The organism is Nonomuraea sp. PA05, assembly GCF_008086045.1.
Classification (GTDB): Bacteria; Actinomycetota; Actinomycetes; order Streptosporangiales; family Streptosporangiaceae; genus Nonomuraea; species Nonomuraea monospora.
The window spans coordinates 374557-390438 of the sequence record NZ_VSEY01000003.1 but is presented as its reverse complement, the minus strand read 5'-3'; the positions used below and the strand labels follow the sequence as shown (position 1 = coordinate 390438).

Sequence of the window (15882 nt, the reverse complement as noted above, 5' to 3'; positions counted from 1 at the left end):
TGTGGAGCATGCGGAAGACGGCTGTGGTGACAGGTGCGAGCAGCGGGATCGGCGAGGCGACCGCGCGGCGCCTCGCCGCCGAGGGATACGACGTCGTCGCGGGCGCGCGGCGGCGCGACCGGCTCGACAAGCTGGCCGCTGAGGTGCCCTCGATCAGGCCGGTGTCGTTGGATGTGACCTCTCAGGAGTCGGTGGACGCGCTGGCCGCCGGCCTGGAGCGCTGTGACGTGCTGGTCAACAACGCCGGTGGCGCGTTCGGGCTGGAGCAGGTGGCCGACGCCCGGCTGGACGACTGGCAGCGGATGTACGACGTCAATGTGCTCGGTTCCCTACGCATGACCCAGGCGTTGATCCTCAAACTCGTCGAGTCGGGCGACGGGGTGCTGGTGATGCTCACCTCCACGGCCGGGCACGGCGCGTACGAGGGCGGGGGCGGCTACGTCGCGGCCAAGCACGCCCAGCGCACCATGGCCGAGACCCTGCGGCTCGAACTGGTCGGGCAGCCGGTGCGGATCGTCGAGATCGCGCCGGGCATGGTGCAGACGGAGGGCTTCGCGGTCACCCGCTTCAGGGGTGACCAGGAGGCGGCGGCCCGCGTGTACGCGGGCGTGCCCGGCCCGCTCACGGCCGACGACGTCGCCGACGCGATCGCCTGGTCCGTGACCCGCCCCGCCCACGTGAACATCGACCGCCTGGTCATCCGTCCCCGCGCCCAGGCCGCCCAGCACAAGGTGCACCGCGTCAGTGGCTAAACCCGTCGGGACGATCACCCGGGGGACGACCGGCCACAACCGGCTGCGGCGCTGCGACCGCTGGATCGCGGCGGTGCACGGCCCGCTGCTGCGCGGCGCGGCCGGACGGCCGCTGGTGGTGGACCTCGGGTACGGCGCCTCGCACACGACGACGCTGGAGCTGTTCACCCGGTTGCGCCGGGTGGCGCCCGGCGTCGAGGTGGTGGGCGTCGAGATCGACCCGGTGCGGGTGGCGCTGGCGAAGCCGTACGAGCGGGAGGGGTTGAGTTTCCGCCTGGGCGGCTTCGAGCTGCCCGTCCCGCGCCCGCCGGTGCTGGTTCGCGCGTTCAACGTGCTGCGTCAGTACGGCGAGGACGAGGCGTGGCGGTACTGGGAGGCGCTGACGGGCAAGCTGGCCCCGCACGGCGTGCTGGTCGAGGGCACCTGCTCCGAGAACGGACGGCGGGCGGTGTGGGTGACGCTCTCGCCCGAGGGACCGCGCACGATCACGTTCGCGGCCCGCTTCGACGCCTTTGAGCGGCCGTCCGATCTGGCGGACCGGCTGCCCAAGACGCTCATCCACCGGAACGTGCCGGGTGAGCGGATTCATGCGTTTCTGAGCGACTTCGACCGCGCCTGGGCGGTCAGCGCCCCCTACGGGGCACACGGCCGGCGGCAGCGGTGGCTGGCCGCGATCCGGGCTCTGTCCACCTCCTGGCCGGTGCCGACGCACCCGCCGCTGGGCGGTTCGGGCAGGTGGCGGCTGGGCGAGCTGACCCTGCCGTGGGCGGCCGTCGATCCCCGGTAAATGGTCTATTTCGCACAAGAGATCTGCGTTATATGGTCACGGTGCGATCCAACTCGTTCAAGTTCGGTCGCAACCTGTCGGGGGAAGTCAGGCACGGTCCTCGTCAAGGAGCCGAGATGAGCAGATTCTCAGGCTGGGCCAGCCGCCTCACCGCGGTGCTGGTCCTCTCAGGAGCAGTCGTCGCCTTACCCGCGCAGGAGGCGCTCGCCGCGCCCCCGCTCACCACCCCATGGACCGCCGAGGTCACCCCGGCCAACGCCCTGCCGGAGTATCCGCGGCCCCAGCTCGTACGCTCCGAGTGGCAGAACCTCAACGGCCTGTGGCAGTTCGCCGCGACCGGCTCCATCAACACGCCGCCGACCGGACAGAACCTGGCCGAACAGGTGCTCGTCCCGTACCCGATCGAATCGGGACTCTCCCGGATCCAGCGGCACGAGGACCGCATGTGGTACCGCAGGACGTTCACCGTGCCCGCCGGATGGTCGGGCCGGCGCGTCCGGCTCAACTTCGGCGCCGTGAGCTGGGAGACCAGGGTCTGGGTGAACGGCACCGCCGTCGGCACCCACACCGGCGGGTACGACCCGTTCAGCCTCGACGTCACCGCGGCCCTGCGCGCCGGCTCGAACGAGCTCATCGTCGGCGTGTACGCCCCGGTCGACTCTGCGGGCGCCCCCATCGGCAAGCAGCGCCGCTCGCCCGGCGGCATCTTCTACACCGCGCACTCCGGCATCTGGCAGACCGTGTGGCTGGAGCCCGTCAACGCGGCGAGCGTCACCCGTCTCGACACCACCCCGGACGTCGCCGCCGGGCAGCTCGACCTGGTCGTCCAGGCGGCCGGCGCCTCCGGGCAGCAGGTGCGGGCCGAGGTCATGACCGGCGGCGCCGTGGTCGGCACCGCGACCGGCGCGATCGGCGCGCACCTGCGGGTCCCGGTGCCGAACGCCCGCCTGTGGACCCCCGACGACCCCTTCCTGTACGACCTGCGCGTCACCCTGACGGGCACCGGCGGCGGCGACGTCGTGACCGGCTACTTCGGCATGAGGTCGGTCGGCAAGGCCATGGTCGGCGGCGTGCTCCGCCCCACGCTGAACGGCCGCTTCGTCTACCAGCTCGGCACCCTCGACCAGGGCTACTGGCCCGACGGCATCTCCACCGCCCCCACCGACGCCGCCCTCCGCTTCGACCTGGAGCAGCAGAAGGCGCTCGGCTTCAACACCGTGCGCAAGCACGTCAAGGTCGAGCCCGCCCGCTGGTACTACTGGGCCGACCGGCTCGGCCTGCTCGTCTGGCAGGACATGCCGTCGATGCGCACCGGCGTCAGCCCGTCGGCCGCCGACCGGGCCAACTTCGAGAGCGAGCTGCGCCGCATGGTCGACCACCTGCGCGGGGTCACCTCGATCGTGCAGTGGGTGCCGTTCAACGAGGGCTGGGGCGAGTACGACCCCGCCCGCATCGCCGACCTGGTCAAAAGCTGGGACCCCAGCCGTCTGGTCAACAACAACTCCGGCTCCAACTGCTGCGGCTTCGACGGCGGCAACGGCGACGTCGTGGACGACCACATCTACGTCGGCCCCGGCACGCCGCAGCGGCCCAGCGCCACCAGGGTGGCCGTGCTCGGCGAGTTCGGCGGCCTCGGCCTGCTCAGCCTCGGCCACCAGTGGCCCGGCACCGGCTTCGCGTACGAGATGACCGCGAACGCGACCGCCCTGACCGACCGCTACGTCTCCATCAACGAGCAGCTCAGGCCGCTGATCGTGAACAACGGCCTGTCCGCCTCCGTCTACACCCAGCCCACGGACGTCGAGAACGAGGTCAACGGCCTGTGGACGTACGACAGGCGGGTGCTGAAGGTCAACGCCGACCGCGTCCGCGCCGTCAACCGCTCGGTGATCCAGTCCGCGACCGGCCTGACGGCGGGCGGCCTCGTCTCCCTGCGCGTCACCACCTCGGGCCACACCGACCGCTACCTGCGCCACCAGGACGGCCTGGCCCGCACGGACGTGGTCACCGCCGGCAGCGCGGACCCGCTGAAGCTGGACGCCACGTTCTGGACGCGCCCCGGCCTGGCCGACGCCGCCTGCCTCTCCTTCGAGTCGCGCAACTTCCCCGGCCACTACCTGCGGCACGCCGGCTCCCGGGTGCGCAAGGACGCCCGCGACGGCACCGCCCTGTTCGACCAGGACGCCACCTTCTGCGCCCGCCCGGCGCAGGCCGGCACCGGCGTGTCGCTGGAGTCGCGCAACCAGCCCGGCGCCTACCTGCGCCACTACAACGAGGCCGTCTACATCGCGCGCAGCGGCGGCCCCAACGCCTGGGACACCGCCGCCTCCTTCGCCGCCGACGTCACCTGGCTGCCGAGCACGCCGTGGTGGCGCAGCGGCGCCGACCTGGCCGTGGGCGCCGCCCAGTCGCTGCGGGTGACCACGCCCGGCTACACCGACCGGTACCTGCGGCATCAGGACTCGCTGGCGCGCACGGACGTGGTGAGCGCCGCGAGCGCGCAGCTTCTGAAGGAGGACGCCACGTACTACGTGCGGCGGGGGCTGGCCGAGGGGAGCTGCTACTCCTTCGAGTCACGCAACTTCCCCGGCCACTACCTGCGGCACGCCGATTTCCGGGTACGGAAGGACGCGCGTGACGGCACGGCCCTGTTCGACCAGGACGCCACGTTCTGCGCCCAGCCGCCCAGGGCCGGTGGCGCCGGGGTGACGCTGGGCTCGTACAACATCGCGGGGCACCACGTCAGGCACTTCGCGGAGGCCGTGTACATCGCGGTGCCGGGCGGCTCACACGCCTTCGACGCTGCGGCCGGCTACGACCAGGACGTGACGTGGGCCGTCGCACCGCCCTGGGCGCCGTGATCTAGAGTCGCGCTTCGAACACGGCGTACGCGGCGGCGTCGAACAGGACGAACCGCACGTCGTCCACCCGGGTGTCCGCCGCCCGGACCGCCTCCACGGCGATCCGGGCGGCGTCGTCCATGGGCCAGCCGTAGATGCCGGTCGAGATCGCCGGGAACGCCACCGAGGTGGCGCCCAGCGTGTCGGCCACGCGCAGCGACTCGCGGTAGCAGGAGGCGAGCAGCTTCGAGCGGTCCTCGGAGGCGGAGTGGACGGGGCCGACCGTGTGGATGACCCAGCGGGCGGGCAGCCGCCCGGCCGTCGTGGCCACGGCCTGGCCGGTCGGCAGGCCCTTGCCGTAGTGGCCCGTGCGCAGCCGCCTGCACTCCTCCAGGATCTCGGGGCCGCCCCCGCGGTGGATGGCGCCGTCCACGCCTCCGCCGCCCATGAGGGAGGAGTTGGCGGCGTTGACTACGGCGTCCGCCCGCTGCTGGGTGATGTCTCCTTGGACCAGCGTGAGCCGCATTGCCTCATTTCCCGGTCAGGCACTGGGTGATGACGGACACATCATCCCCCTTGCCGCTGTTGTTGGTGAACATCATCTGCCATTTGTTCCCGGCGGCGAGGCTCTCGACGATCGAGGCCGTCACGTGCGTCCCGTGCCAGTCGTAGCCTCCGCCGATCGGGACGCTGCCCGCCGGGCACGATCCGCCGGGCACCCGGACGGACTGGCGAGGGTGCACGTACACGGCCTTTCCGCGCGAGGCGATGGCCTTCAGCGTGGGAGGAGGCCCCTGCGGACCGGCCGGCCCCTTGGGGCCCTGGTGACCGGTCTTTCCTTGGTGGCCCGCGGGGCCGGTTCTCCCGATCGGGCCCGCCTGTCCCCTGGCGCCTACGGGGCCCGTCCGCCCGATGGGCCCGGCCGCTCCCGTGGCGCCCTGCCGGCCCGCAGGACCGGTCTTGCCGGTGAGGCCGGTCTTGCCGGTGAGACCTGTTCTGCCGGTGAGGCCCGTTCTGCCCGTGGGGCCTGTCGCTCCTCGGGCTCCCACCGGCCCGGCCGGCCCTCGCGCTCCCACCGGTCCCGCCGCCCCTGGTGCTCCCACCGGCCCGGCCGGCCCCGCGACGCCTCTGGGACCTGTCGGCCCCCTCTCGCCGGGAGACCCGGTACGGCCGGGAACGCCTTGCGCGCCGGGAGGGCCCTGTGCTCCGGGCACGCCCTGGAGACCTTGAGCGCCGTCACGGCCGGCCGGCCCTTGCGGGCCCGTGGCTCCCGGCGGGCCTGGATCGCCCTTAGGGCCGGGCGCACCGATCGCGCCCGGGTCCCCCTTCCACCCGGGAGGCCCGGGATCACCCTTCGGGCCGGTCGCCCCGATCGCCCCGGGATCGCCCTTGGGACCCGTGGGACCGGGCGGACCTGGATCACCCTTCGGGCCGGTCGCGCCGGGATCGCCCTTCAGGCCCGTCGCTCCCGGCGGGCCGGGATCGCCCTTCGGCCCGGTCGCGCCGGTCGGGCCGGTCGGGCCGGGATCGCCCCTGCGGCCCACCGGCCCCTGGTCGCCCTTGGCTCCGGGTGCGCCGGCCTGGCCAGGGTCCCCCTTCACCCCGGGGTCGCCCTGCGCGCCCGTGTCGCCTTTCGCGCCGGTCTCCCCTTGGGGGCCCCGGTCGCCGTCACGTCCTGGAACGCCAGGCCGTCCCGGCGCCCCCGCATGACCGGCGGGCCCCGCCACACCCCTCGGCCCGGCGGGACCCGTTCTCCCGGGCGTCCCCACCTTTCCAGGAGGACCGGTCTTTCCGGGAGGACCGATCTTCCCGGGCGGGCCTGTCCTTCCGGGCGGGCCTGTCTTCCCGGGCGGGCCCGACTTGCCAGGCGGGCCCGACTTGCCAGGCGGCCCGGCGGGCCCGCGCGCCCCTCTCGGCCCCGGCTTGCCCGGCTGCGGCGGATGCGGGTGCGGGTGTGCCGCTTCCGCACCCTCCGCGGGCTGCCCGGACGCGGAAACCGGATCGTCATGCGGCGTCAGCAAGCGGATGGCCCCGCGCAACCCGCCCTCCGGCACGATCCGCCGCGGATCTTCGCGCGAAGGGACGTCAAGGTGACCCCTGGATATTCGTCCTGAAGACACCGACCCAGTCGGCCTCAACGCCGCATCACACCCGACAATCGGCATAACTGCGTGCATCCCGGTAATTCCGGCTGACAGCACAAGCGCGCGTGTCAGCGCATTGATCCCCATGATGGCCATGCTCACAAACAGCGGCATAGACGGACAACCGCCATGCCCCCGCACCAACTTCAACAGGCACTCAAGAAACGCCCGAAAAGACCGCCTTCACACAGGGATAACACAGCGACCCTTTACTCGTTCCATATAAGCCATTAAAGAAGACTAAGCCTTATATTTCTTGATAAATCGGGCAGTAGCGTCACGGTGACACCACGGAGTCCCCCGGACCCGTTTGCCAGCTCGACGCTCTGTAGAGCTACCCTGAAAGGCGTGAAGGGTCTTGGCGAGCTTGAACGCAGCATCATGGACATCCTCTGGGCGGAGAGCAACGCGCTGACCGCCCGCGAGGTCGGCAGGCTGATTGCCGACCGCGACCTGGCCCCCACCACGGTCATGACCGTTCTCGACCGCCTCACCCGCAAGGGCTTCCTGGAGCGCACCCGCGACGGGCGTGCCTGGCGGTACCAACCGGCGGAAAGCCGCGACGCGTACATCGCTGAGCTTATGCTGGAGGCGTTGGACCTGACGGGCGACCGCTCGGCCGCCCTGACCCGCTTCGCCCAGGCCGTGTCGGGCACGGAGGCGGAGATCCTGCGCAGAGCCCTTACGGAGCTGGAGGACGAGTGATCACGGCAGCGGCGCTGGCAGCGCTCGCCACGGCGTGCGCGGTTGGCTCCTGGCGTTTCACGAAAGCCGGATGGACCTCGCGCGCTCCCCGGCTGGCCATCATTCTCTGGCAGTCCCTCGGCGTGTGCTGGGGCCTGGCCACCACGGGCGCGATGCTCGCCTTCGCCGTGCAGCCGTACGACGAGGGGATCCTGCCGGGTCTGATCGCGTTCGCGCACGGCGAGACGCCCGCGCGCGAGTGGGACGCGCTGCACGTGCTGGCCCTGATCGCGGGGCTCACCGCGCTGATCGTGCTGGTCGCGGTGCTGCTCACGGCCGGCGTGCAGGCACTGCGGGCCCGTCGCAGGCACCGCATGCTGCTGGCGCTGATCTCTCACGACGACCCTGGCGTGCCCGGCGTGCGGGTGCTGGCGCATCCCAGCGCCGCCGCGTACTGCGTGCCGGGGCTGCGCTCGCAGGTCGTGGTCAGCGAGGGCGCGCTGAAGCTGCTGTCGGAGGACGAGCTGGCCGCCGTGCTCGCGCACGAGGCCGCCCACGTACGCGAGCGCCACGACCTGGTGCTGCTGCCGTTCGCCGCGCTGCGCAGGGCGCTGCCCTGGTCGAAGGTGGTGGCCGACGCCCAGGGGCAGGTCGAGCTGCTGGTCGAGATGGCGGCCGACGACCGGGCGCGCCGCTACTGCTCGCCGCGCCGGCTGGCCACGGCGCTGCTCAGGTTCGGCACCGCGGGCGCGATGCCGACGCCGCACGGCATGCTGGGCGTGCACGTCCACAACGTCATGGCCAGGGTCGATCGCCTGATCAAACCGGCTCCTGAGCTGGCCACTTCGGTGCGTTACGGGTTCATCGCGCTTTCTGTGACGTTGGTCACCGCCGCACCCTTCCTATGGGTTATCCAGCTCTGATGCTTGCTGGTGTTAACCAACGCGTTTGCAATTGCAAGCACCGCGGGGCAAACTACAGGTATGGCACTACCCAAAGTCGGCTCGATCGGTGAATACATCCGCGACCAGCGGCAGCAGGCGAAGATCTCGCTGCGCCAGCTCGCCGCGGCGGCCGGGGTCTCCAACCCCTACCTGAGCCAGATCGAGCGCGGCCTGCGCAAGCCGAGCGCGGAGATCCTCAACCAGATCGCCAAGGGTCTGCGCATCTCCTCGCAGGCGCTCTACGTGCAGGCGGGCCTCATCGAGGACCGCGAGCCGCCCAGCGACGTGATCACCGCGATCAGGGCCGACACGCATCTCAGCGAACGTCAACGCCAGGTGCTGATCGACATCTACGAGTCGTTCCGCAAGGAGAACCACACCGAGGACGAGCAGACCTCCCAGAATGCCCGCCCCCGGAGTGACTCCGATTCGGACGACGCGCCGCTGCCCGAGGAGTTTCTCGCCGCTCTTGAGCCCTATGCGGCGACCTCACGCAACGGCAACGTCACCCAGGAAACCAAGGAAGGTTAACCCATGACGCTCGCCACCGAGGTCAAGAAGCTCACCGAGTCCAAGCCGTTCTACGCCATCACCGGTGCCGGCGACTTCGCCGTCGAGAAGCTGCGCGAGCTGCCCGAGCAGCTGCACAAGCTGCAGTCGCGCCGCTCCGAGCTGACCAAGGACCTGCCGGGCAAGGCCCGCGAGTACGCCGACAAGGCCGAAGGCTTCGCCCGCGACCTGCCCGAGAAGGCCCGCGAGTACGCCGACCACCTCACCCTCAGGGCCACCGAGGTCTACGAGGACTTCGCCACGCGCGGCCGCAAGGTCGTCAGCAAGGCGAGCGGCACCGCCGCCCTGGAGCTGGAGGAAGTGTCGGAGGCCGCCGAGCCGGCCGTCGCCGAGCCCGTCGAGCCGGTCAAGAAGACCCGCTCGACCAAGGCGCAGGCCTGACCCACCTCTGGGCCCGTCTCCCGAGAAGGGAGGCGGGCCTTTCCGTTCGGGGTGCCCCTATGTCGGGGGCGCCTATTAGGCTGAAGCCGTTTGCATCACGGCGTTGGGCGGAGACGACTACATGGACATGATCAACGGGGTCTTCAACCTCCTCTTCCTGGTGCTCGCCGTGGCCATTTTCGGCATGTCGATCTACGCGCTGGTGCACGCGATCAAGGTGCCGGCCAACGCGTTCGTCTCGGCGGGCAAGCTGCAGAAGAACCTGTGGCTGCTGATCCTCGGGCTGGCCACGCTGTTCTCGGCCGCCGGGGCGTTGAGCTACTTCCAGGCCTTCATGGTGGTCGGCGGCGCCACGTTCATCGGCATCGGCCTCGGATTGTTCTCGATCGCGGCCGTCATCGCGGCCACGATCTACATCGTCGACGTCAAGCCCGCCGTCAAGGGCATGGGCGGCGGCCGGGGCAACAGCGGCCCCTACGGCCCCTGGTAGATCAGGCCAGCTCGGCCGCCAGCCAGGTGGCCAGCCCCTCGTGCCCGGCGAGCGTGGGATGCACGCCGTCGGGCAGGATCGCCCCCTCCGGCCAGCTCTTTCGCATGGGGTCGAGGAACGACACCTTCCCTGCCCTGGCTGCCTCCGCCACCGCGTCGCGCACCCCGTACGCCTTGTCCGGCGGCTCCCCCATCCAGATCGGGCCGACCACCACCGTCCTGGTCTCCGGCCAGTGCGCGCGCACCTCGGACAGCAGGCTCGCGACGGCCCCGCGCACCCGTTCGGGGCTCCAGCGGCGGTCGTTGTGGCCGCCCGAGATGACCAGCAGGTCGGGAGCGGGCCGCCAGGCCAGCTCCACCTCGAACGAGCGCTGGAAGGTGCGGCCCGCCCGCCCCTCGTTGCAGAAGCCGGTGCCGCCCGCGCCCGCGATGATGGGCTGCCAGCCGAGCATCCGGGCGGTTTGCGAGGCGTAGGTCTGCCAGGGCGGCACGGGCCCCGACCCGACGGTGAAGCTGTCGCCCACGAACATCATCACGGGCGTGTGTTCCTTGACGGGCGGCGCCTTCGTCACGAACGCGCACGAGGGCAGCCCCAGCACCGCGCCGACCACCACGATGCGTCTCATCAGGCCACGCATGACCACCTCAGGACATTAGGCTGCCGATATGAGCACGGATCTCCACGGGCGTACCCAAAGGCTGGAACTGTCCGACCAGAACCTACGTGACTTCGAGGCCGTCGTCCTGGACGCCACGCCTGAGGGGATCGTGCTGAGCAGGTCGGCATTCTATCCGGGCGGAGGCGGCCAGCCGGCGGATCACGGTGTTCTCGTCTGGCAGGGTGTGGAGACCCGCATCGCGGGGGTGCGCAAGGGCGACGACCTCTACCTGATCCCGGCCGAGGGCGACCCGATCCCGCCCGCCGGCACCGTGGTCAGGGGCGCGGTGGCCGACGGGCGCCGCTCGGCCCTCATGCGCACGCACTCCGGCCTGCACGTGCTGTGCGGGGTGGTCTTCCGCGACTACGGCTGCCTGGTCACCGGCGGCAACATGGACGAATTCACGTCTTCCGAACGGCAGACTGTCGGAATCGCTCGGATGGACTTCGACCTGCCCGAGGTTCCCCCCGGTTTCAAGCAGGCCGTCGAGGACGCGTGCAATGCGGAGATTCGCGCGGACAGGCGCATTGACGTGCGGGTTCTCCCCCGCGATCAAGCTTTCGAGATTCCGGACCTCATCCGGACCGCAACGAACCTGATCCCGGATTCGGTCACGGATGTGCGAATCGTGGATATCGCGGGTCTGGACACCCAGGCGGACGGCGGAACGCACGTCGCATCGACCAAGCAGATCGGCCGGCTCAGGGTCGCGAAGGTCGAGAGCAAGGGCCGCGGCTTCCGCCGGGTGCGCGTCGAGATCTGCGACTAGCCCGCTGTACCGAGGCCTCCGGGGTGCGCCTTCCCGAGGGCCTCGGCCTCCCCGGGGGTGGGTCAGCTACGGCCGAGCATCTCAGCGGTGAGGACGTTGCCGCCGAGGCCCCAGCCGCCATCGGGAACCTCGTCGAGAAGGACCAGTGTGGTGGCCCTGGCGCGCTCCCCGTAGACGTCGGCGAAGGCGTCGGTGACGGCGTCGATGAGCTTCTTCTTGGATTCGGGGGTCAGGGTGTCGGCGGGAACCTTGAGGTTGGCGAACGGCATGTCGATGCCCTTTCATTGATACGTAAAGCTCATATCGTCGTTACGGCATGACCGTAGCACAGATTCGTATCGTCGCTAGCGACCACGGGTATCATTGATCTCATGACGGAGACCGATCCGCTTCGGGTGGCGATGATCGAGGCCGCGGAGCGGCAGCTGGCGTCGTCCGCCGACCAGGAGGTCGCCACGCGTGCGGTCTGCGAGGCGGTCGGGGTGAGCCAGCCCGTGCTCTACCGGTTGTTCGGCGACAAGCGCGGGCTGCTGGACGCCGTCGCCGACCACGGCTACGAGCGGTACGCCGCGCTCAAGGCAGCCCAGGAGCAGACCGACGACCCGGTCGTCGACCTGCACGCCGGCTGGGACGGCCACATGGCGTTCGCCCACGCGAACCCGGCCCTCTACCAGCTGATGTTCACTCCGCGGCCGTGGTCGCACTCGACGGCGCGCGATCGCGTGATGGACCTGCTGACGGCGGCGCTCACCCGGTGCGCGGCGGTGGGCGCGTTGAAACTCGAGCCGCGAACCGCCGCTCAGTTGATCCTGGCGGCCAACGTCGGGACCGCGCTGGACCACATCGCCCGGCCCGCCCAGTTCGACGACCCCGCGCTGTCCCACCGCATGCGCGACGCTGTGTTCTCACACGTACTCGCCACCACGCCCGCTCAGCACGACACCGACCCTTTGCGGACCGCCGCGCTACGCCTGCGGGCGCAACTCCAACTCGGCGCTACCGACGCCCTCGAACCGGTCGAAACCGCGCTCCTCCAACGCTGGCTGGAGCGCATCACAAACCCCTGACCGGCGACGCACCGTGCGGACCCGGCTCCAGGTTCCGCCGTCTGCGCACCCGGATCTCCGGCTAGTGAGGCTCGATCAGCTTCGTCAGCCCGTCGAGCAGCGACTCCAGCCCGAAGGTGAAGAGCCGGTCGAGGTCCATGTCGAACTCGCCCAGCTCGTCGAGCACGCCGGCGAAGGCCGGGCTGGTGGCCTTGACGCCGCGCAGGAACTCCTCCTGCCCGGTCATCCACTCCTCGTCGGTGACCCCGGTGGCCGCCCTGGCCTGCTGCTCCAGCTCGATGTGGGCGGCGACCCCCTGGACGAAGCTGTAGATCAGGATCACCACGTACATGCGGGTGCCCGCGTCGAGCCCGGTCGCCTGCAGCGCCTCCAGGACGAACTCGGAGTGCTGCAGCAGCGCCGCCGACGGGACCGGCCTGGTCAGTGGCGTCGCCCCCGCCATCCACGGGTGCGCCCGGTAGGCGGCCCACTGCACCCGCGCCGAGGACTCCAGCCGCTCCCGCCACCCCTCGGGGCGCTCGGCGGGCAGCGGGAACTCGGCGAAGGCCGCGTCCACCATGAGCATGACCAGGTCGTCCTTGCCGCCCACGTGCCGGTAGAGGGACATGGTGGCCGCGCCGAGCCGCCCGGCCACGGCGCGCATCGTCAGCTCTGACAGCCCTTCCGCGTCGGCGATCTCGATGGCCGCCCCGATGACGCGCCGCCGCGTCAGCTCGTGCTCCGCCGTCGTGCCGGGGCGGGGCTTGGCCGGGGTGCCCGGCCGCTCGGCCACCACCGTGCCGACGCGCGGCTCCGCCACCACGACGCCCTCACGAGCCAGCAGCGTCAGCGCCTTGGCGGCGGTCGCCAGGGCGACGTTCCAGTCTCTGGCGAGTTGCCTGGTGGAGGGCACGCGCTCGCCGGGCCGGAGCCTGCCGTCGGCGACGCGCTGCTTGATGTCGGCCGTGATGCGGGCGTGGGGCGGGGTTTCCATGCGACCTCCTGTACTAGTACAGATCTTCTCACTATACCGTTGCCACTTGCTGTATGTACGACGTACATTCAGTCCTGCGTACAACGTCAACAACTCGGGAGAGTGACATGAAGGTTCTGGTTTCCGGCGCGAGCATCGGCGGCCCCGCCCTGGCGTACTGGCTGGAGCGGAACGGGTTCGACGTGACGGTGGTCGAGCGGGCGCCCGCGCCCCGCAAGGGCGGCCAGGCCGTCGACATCAGGGGCGCGGCGCTGACCGTGGTCGAGCGGATGGGCGTGCTGGAGCGGATCCGCGAGCTGCGCACCACCATGCGCGGCATGTCCATGGTCGACGCCGAGGGCAACGAGATCATGCGCAGCGAGGAGGAGACGCTCAGCGGCGGCCGGTTCGACAGTCCCGACATCGAGATCATGCGGGACGACCTCAACCGCGTCCTCCTGGACGCCTCCACCGCCCGCTACCTCTACGGCGACTCGATCGCCACCCTCGGCGAGGACGGCGAGGTGACGTTCGAGTCGGGCCTGCGCGAGCGCTACGACTACGTCATCGGCGCCGACGGCCTGCACTCCAACGTGCGCAGGCTCGCCTTCGGCCCCGAGGAGCAGTACCTGCACCACCTCGGCACCTACGTCTCCATCTACACCGCCGGGAACTTTCTCGGCCTCGACCACTGGCAGACCTGGTTCAACGCGGGCGAGGCGGGCGGCGCGCTGTTCAGCGACCGCGACCCGAACGAGATGCGGGTCAACCTCGGCTTCAGGTCCGACGTGATCGACTACGACTATCGCGACGTCGAGCAGCAGAAGCGGCTCATCCAGGAGCGCTGCACGGAGGTGTGGGAGGCGGACAGGCTGCTGGAGGCCATGTGGAAGGCCGACGACTTCTACTTCGACTCCATGGCGCAGGTGAAGATGGAGCGCTGGACGAAGGGGCGCGTCGCGCTCGTGGGCGACGCCGGCTACTGCGCCTCGCCGCTGTCCGGCCAGGGCACGAGCCTCGCGCTGGTGGGCGCGTACGTGCTGGCGCAGGAGCTCGGCGCCGGCGGCGCGGACGCCTTCGACCGGTACGAGGAGCGCATGCGCCCGTTCGTCGCCGCCAACCAGGCGCTCGCCCACGAGAACCCCGGCCAGGGCGCCTCGCCCGAGAGCGTCCAGCGGGCAGCGAACAGCATCACACTCACCTGACAGGTACGAACCGATACGATTTGCCGCCATGGGTATCAGACTCACGATGGCCGCCCTGGCGGCCACCGCTCTGACGTTGTCCGCAACCCCCGCCGCTCTCGCAGCGGAGGCCGGGCTGACGGACGAGGTCACGATGACCCTCGGCAAGGACGGCACCCTGCACGTGGTCGAGAAGATCAGCGGCGCGTCCGGGCAGCTCAAGCGGACGTTCATCACCCGGACGCGGTACGACGACAGCAACGACCGCCTCTACCGGATCTCGAACGTCAAGGGCGGCACCCTCTCGGGCGACGTGCTCACGGTCACGGGCCAGACCGTCGAGTACGACGTCAAGGGGGCGGTGACGACCTCGGGCGGCGTCGAGGAGCTGCGCTGGTTCGCGGTGAACGGCTGGAACCAGCCGGTCGCCAAGGCCACGGTCAAGGTGAACGGCCCCGGCCAGGTGCAGAACCTGTCCTGCTTCGCCGGCGCGCTCACCTCCGCCATCGGCTGCACCTCCGCCTCCATGGACCACGCCGCCACGCAGGCCGACTTCGAGCAGGAGAACATCGCCCCCGACCAGGCCCTCACGGTCGTCGTCGGATACCCGAAGGGCTCCAGCGAGGGCGAGCCCATTCTGGAGAAGCGCTTCTCCCTGTCGGCCGCGTTCACCCTCGACACCGTCACCGGCGGCGCCCTGGCCGGGCTGCTGGTGCTGCTGCTCGGCGGCGTCGGCCTGCTCTACTGGACGCGGGGCCGCGACGCCCGCGTCGCCGGTCACGAGGGCGGCAAGGTCGATCCTGTGCAGAACGGCCACTTCAGCCCGCCCGACGGGGTGCGTCCCGGCCAGATCGGCACGCTCGTGGACGAGCAGGCCGACGTGATCGACGTGACCGCCACCATCGTGGACCTGGCCGTGCGCGGATACCTGCGCATCGACGAGCAGCCCAGGCAGACCTACGACGCCCCCGACTGGCTGCTGGTCCGGCAGCCGAACGCGCCCGTCAACGCGCTGCTGCCGTACGAGCTGGCGCTCTACCAGGCCATCTTCGACGGGCGTGACATGGTGCTGTTGTCGCAGCTGTCCGGCTCGTTCGCGGCCCACCTCGGCAAGGTGCGCGACGCGCTCTACGCCGACGTCGTCAAGCAGGGCTGGTTCGCCCGCCGGCCCGACACCGAGCGCACCCGGTGGACCATCATCGGCGTGGTGCTCATCGGGGTGGGGCTGCTGGCCACGGTGGCGCTGGCCTGGTTCACCACGTACGGGCTGCTCGGTCTGGGCGTGGTCATCGCGGGCGGCGCGCTGGCCGTCGGCGGCCAGTACATGCCGGCCAAGACCGCCAAGGGGTCGGCGGCGCTCGCGCACACCATGGGGTTCAGGCAGTACCTGTTCTCCGGTGAGCTGGGCGACGTGCCCGAGCAGCACCGGGTGGAGCTGTTCTCCCGGTACCTGCCCTACGCCGTGATCTTCGACGGGGTGGAGCACTGGTCGCGGGTGGTGGCCTCCGTCACGGGCAACGGCCACCAGGCCGACAACCTGTACTGGTACCACGGGCCGGCGGAGTGGGACCTGTCCAAGTTCGCCGGGTCCATGCGGACGTTCACCACGACGACGTCCGGCGCCATCTCCGCCACCCGCCAGTTCCGCTCCCTCTAGCGT

17 protein-coding genes are annotated in these 15882 nt (G+C 70.8%); 12 read left to right on the top strand and 5 right to left on the bottom strand.

Going from position 1 to position 15882, the window contains the following annotated elements; all coding sequences use genetic code 11:
• The first annotated feature begins 8 nt into the window (after positions 1–8).
• The 3 genes from FXF51_RS07320 (at position 9) to FXF51_RS07310 (ending at position 4400) form a co-directional block, all read left to right on the top strand.
• Complete coding sequence (locus FXF51_RS07320) at positions 9–752, top strand: SDR family NAD(P)-dependent oxidoreductase (protein ID WP_148433484.1); 744 nt, start codon at positions 9–11, stop codon at positions 750–752.
• Positions 745–1539 (top strand): class I SAM-dependent methyltransferase, encoded by a 795-nt coding sequence (locus tag FXF51_RS07315; RefSeq protein WP_148433483.1) that lies wholly within the window; start codon positions 745–747, stop codon positions 1537–1539. Before FXF51_RS07320 ends, FXF51_RS07315 begins: the two co-directional genes overlap by 8 nt.
• Positions 1540–1655: 116 nt before the next feature.
• A complete protein-coding gene (locus FXF51_RS07310) occupies positions 1656–4400 on the top strand; it encodes an AbfB domain-containing protein (RefSeq protein WP_148433482.1) in 2745 nt (914 codons plus the stop codon).
• A 1-nt stretch (position 4401) separates the two neighbouring features.
• Here FXF51_RS07310 and FXF51_RS07305 read toward each other — a convergent pair whose 3' ends face one another.
• Both FXF51_RS07305 and FXF51_RS61785 read right to left on the bottom strand, forming a co-directional pair.
• Complete coding sequence (locus FXF51_RS07305; protein ID WP_148433481.1) at positions 4402–4905, bottom strand: O-acetyl-ADP-ribose deacetylase; 504 nt, start codon at positions 4903–4905, stop codon at positions 4402–4404.
• Positions 4906–4909: 4 nt separating this feature from the next.
• Positions 4910–5128 carry a hypothetical protein gene (locus FXF51_RS61785; RefSeq protein WP_222871153.1) on the bottom strand — a complete coding sequence of 73 codons (219 nt, stop codon included), beginning with the start codon at positions 5126–5128 and terminating at the stop codon, positions 4910–4912.
• A 1743-nt stretch (positions 5129–6871) separates the two neighbouring features.
• Here FXF51_RS61785 and FXF51_RS07295 point away from each other — a divergent pair.
• From FXF51_RS07295 to FXF51_RS07275, 5 genes are all read left to right on the top strand, one after another.
• Positions 6872–7228, top strand: a complete 357-nt coding sequence (locus FXF51_RS07295; protein WP_148433479.1) for a BlaI/MecI/CopY family transcriptional regulator — start codon at positions 6872–6874, stop codon at positions 7226–7228.
• The gene (locus FXF51_RS07290) at positions 7225–8130 is read left to right on the top strand and encodes a M56 family metallopeptidase (RefSeq protein WP_148433478.1); all 906 of its coding nucleotides are present in this window, start codon (positions 7225–7227) and stop codon (positions 8128–8130) included. The genes FXF51_RS07295 and FXF51_RS07290 overlap by 4 nt, the downstream gene beginning before the upstream one ends.
• Before the next feature lie 60 nt (positions 8131–8190).
• On the top strand, positions 8191–8682 hold the full coding sequence (locus FXF51_RS07285; RefSeq protein WP_148433477.1) for a helix-turn-helix domain-containing protein: 492 nt from the start codon (positions 8191–8193) through the stop codon (positions 8680–8682).
• A 3-nt stretch (positions 8683–8685) separates the two neighbouring features.
• Positions 8686–9102, top strand: coding sequence for a hypothetical protein (locus FXF51_RS07280; protein WP_148433476.1), 417 nt, complete (start codon positions 8686–8688; stop codon positions 9100–9102).
• 121 nt (positions 9103–9223) lie between these two features.
• Positions 9224–9592, top strand: a complete 369-nt coding sequence (locus tag FXF51_RS07275; protein WP_148433475.1) for a DUF2516 family protein — start codon at positions 9224–9226, stop codon at positions 9590–9592.
• A gap of 1 nt (position 9593) precedes the next feature.
• On the opposite strand, the gene FXF51_RS07270 is transcribed toward FXF51_RS07275, so the two are convergent.
• Positions 9594–10217, bottom strand: coding sequence for an SGNH/GDSL hydrolase family protein (locus FXF51_RS07270; RefSeq protein ID WP_187414235.1), 624 nt, complete (start codon positions 10215–10217; stop codon positions 9594–9596).
• A 40-nt stretch (positions 10218–10257) separates the two neighbouring features.
• On the opposite strand from FXF51_RS07270, the gene FXF51_RS07265 reads away from it, so the two are divergent.
• The gene (locus tag FXF51_RS07265; protein WP_148433473.1) at positions 10258–11019 is read left to right on the top strand and encodes an alanyl-tRNA editing protein; all 762 of its coding nucleotides are present in this window, start codon (positions 10258–10260) and stop codon (positions 11017–11019) included.
• Positions 11020–11081: 62 nt separating this feature from the next.
• On the opposite strand, the gene FXF51_RS07260 is transcribed toward FXF51_RS07265, so the two are convergent.
• Entirely contained in the window at positions 11082–11288 is a 207-nt protein-coding gene (locus FXF51_RS07260; protein ID WP_148433472.1) for a 4-oxalocrotonate tautomerase family protein, read from the bottom strand.
• A gap of 102 nt (positions 11289–11390) precedes the next feature.
• Here FXF51_RS07260 and FXF51_RS07255 point away from each other — a divergent pair, with 102 nt between their 5' ends.
• On the top strand, positions 11391–12086 hold the full coding sequence (locus FXF51_RS07255; RefSeq protein ID WP_148433471.1) for a TetR/AcrR family transcriptional regulator: 696 nt from the start codon (positions 11391–11393) through the stop codon (positions 12084–12086).
• Between the two features lie 61 nt (positions 12087–12147).
• Here the strand turns inward: FXF51_RS07255 and FXF51_RS07250 are convergent, their stop codons facing one another.
• Positions 12148–13059 (bottom strand): TetR/AcrR family transcriptional regulator C-terminal domain-containing protein, encoded by a 912-nt coding sequence (locus FXF51_RS07250; RefSeq protein ID WP_148433470.1) that lies wholly within the window; start codon positions 13057–13059, stop codon positions 12148–12150.
• A 107-nt stretch (positions 13060–13166) separates the two neighbouring features.
• On the opposite strand from FXF51_RS07250, the gene FXF51_RS07245 reads away from it, so the two are divergent.
• Both FXF51_RS07245 and FXF51_RS07240 read left to right on the top strand, forming a co-directional pair.
• A complete protein-coding gene (locus tag FXF51_RS07245; protein WP_148433469.1) occupies positions 13167–14243 on the top strand; it encodes an FAD-dependent monooxygenase in 1077 nt (358 codons plus the stop codon).
• A gap of 28 nt (positions 14244–14271) precedes the next feature.
• A complete protein-coding gene (locus FXF51_RS07240) occupies positions 14272–15879 on the top strand; it encodes a DUF2207 domain-containing protein (protein ID WP_262379328.1) in 1608 nt (535 codons plus the stop codon).
• Positions 15880–15882 lie beyond the last annotated feature (3 nt).

What these genes read in the sequence shown, in the direction of transcription:
- FXF51_RS07275 (WP_148433475.1), top strand. Translation starts at nt 9,224, where the DNA reads ATGGACATGATCAACGGGGTCTTCAACCTCCTCTTCCTGGTGCTCGCC.
- FXF51_RS07260 (WP_148433472.1), bottom strand. Translation starts at nt 11,288, where the DNA reads ATGCCGTTCGCCAACCTCAAGGTTCCCGCCGACACCCTGACCCCCGAA.
- FXF51_RS07265 (WP_148433473.1), top strand. Translation starts at nt 10,258, where the DNA reads ATGAGCACGGATCTCCACGGGCGTACCCAAAGGCTGGAACTGTCCGAC.
- FXF51_RS07310 (WP_148433482.1), top strand. Translation starts at nt 1,656, where the DNA reads ATGAGCAGATTCTCAGGCTGGGCCAGCCGCCTCACCGCGGTGCTGGTC.
- FXF51_RS07305 (WP_148433481.1), bottom strand. Translation starts at nt 4,905, where the DNA reads ATGCGGCTCACGCTGGTCCAAGGAGACATCACCCAGCAGCGGGCGGAC.
- FXF51_RS07255 (WP_148433471.1), top strand. Translation starts at nt 11,391, where the DNA reads ATGACGGAGACCGATCCGCTTCGGGTGGCGATGATCGAGGCCGCGGAG.
- FXF51_RS07250 (WP_148433470.1), bottom strand. Translation starts at nt 13,059, where the DNA reads ATGGAAACCCCGCCCCACGCCCGCATCACGGCCGACATCAAGCAGCGC.
- FXF51_RS07270 (WP_187414235.1), bottom strand. Translation starts at nt 10,217, where the DNA reads ATGAGACGCATCGTGGTGGTCGGCGCGGTGCTGGGGCTGCCCTCGTGC.
- FXF51_RS07245 (WP_148433469.1), top strand. Translation starts at nt 13,167, where the DNA reads ATGAAGGTTCTGGTTTCCGGCGCGAGCATCGGCGGCCCCGCCCTGGCG.
- FXF51_RS07285 (WP_148433477.1), top strand. Translation starts at nt 8,191, where the DNA reads ATGGCACTACCCAAAGTCGGCTCGATCGGTGAATACATCCGCGACCAG.
- FXF51_RS07280 (WP_148433476.1), top strand. Translation starts at nt 8,686, where the DNA reads ATGACGCTCGCCACCGAGGTCAAGAAGCTCACCGAGTCCAAGCCGTTC.
- FXF51_RS07240 (WP_262379328.1), top strand. Translation starts at nt 14,272, where the DNA reads ATGGGTATCAGACTCACGATGGCCGCCCTGGCGGCCACCGCTCTGACG.
- FXF51_RS07320 (WP_148433484.1), top strand. Translation starts at nt 9, where the DNA reads ATGCGGAAGACGGCTGTGGTGACAGGTGCGAGCAGCGGGATCGGCGAG.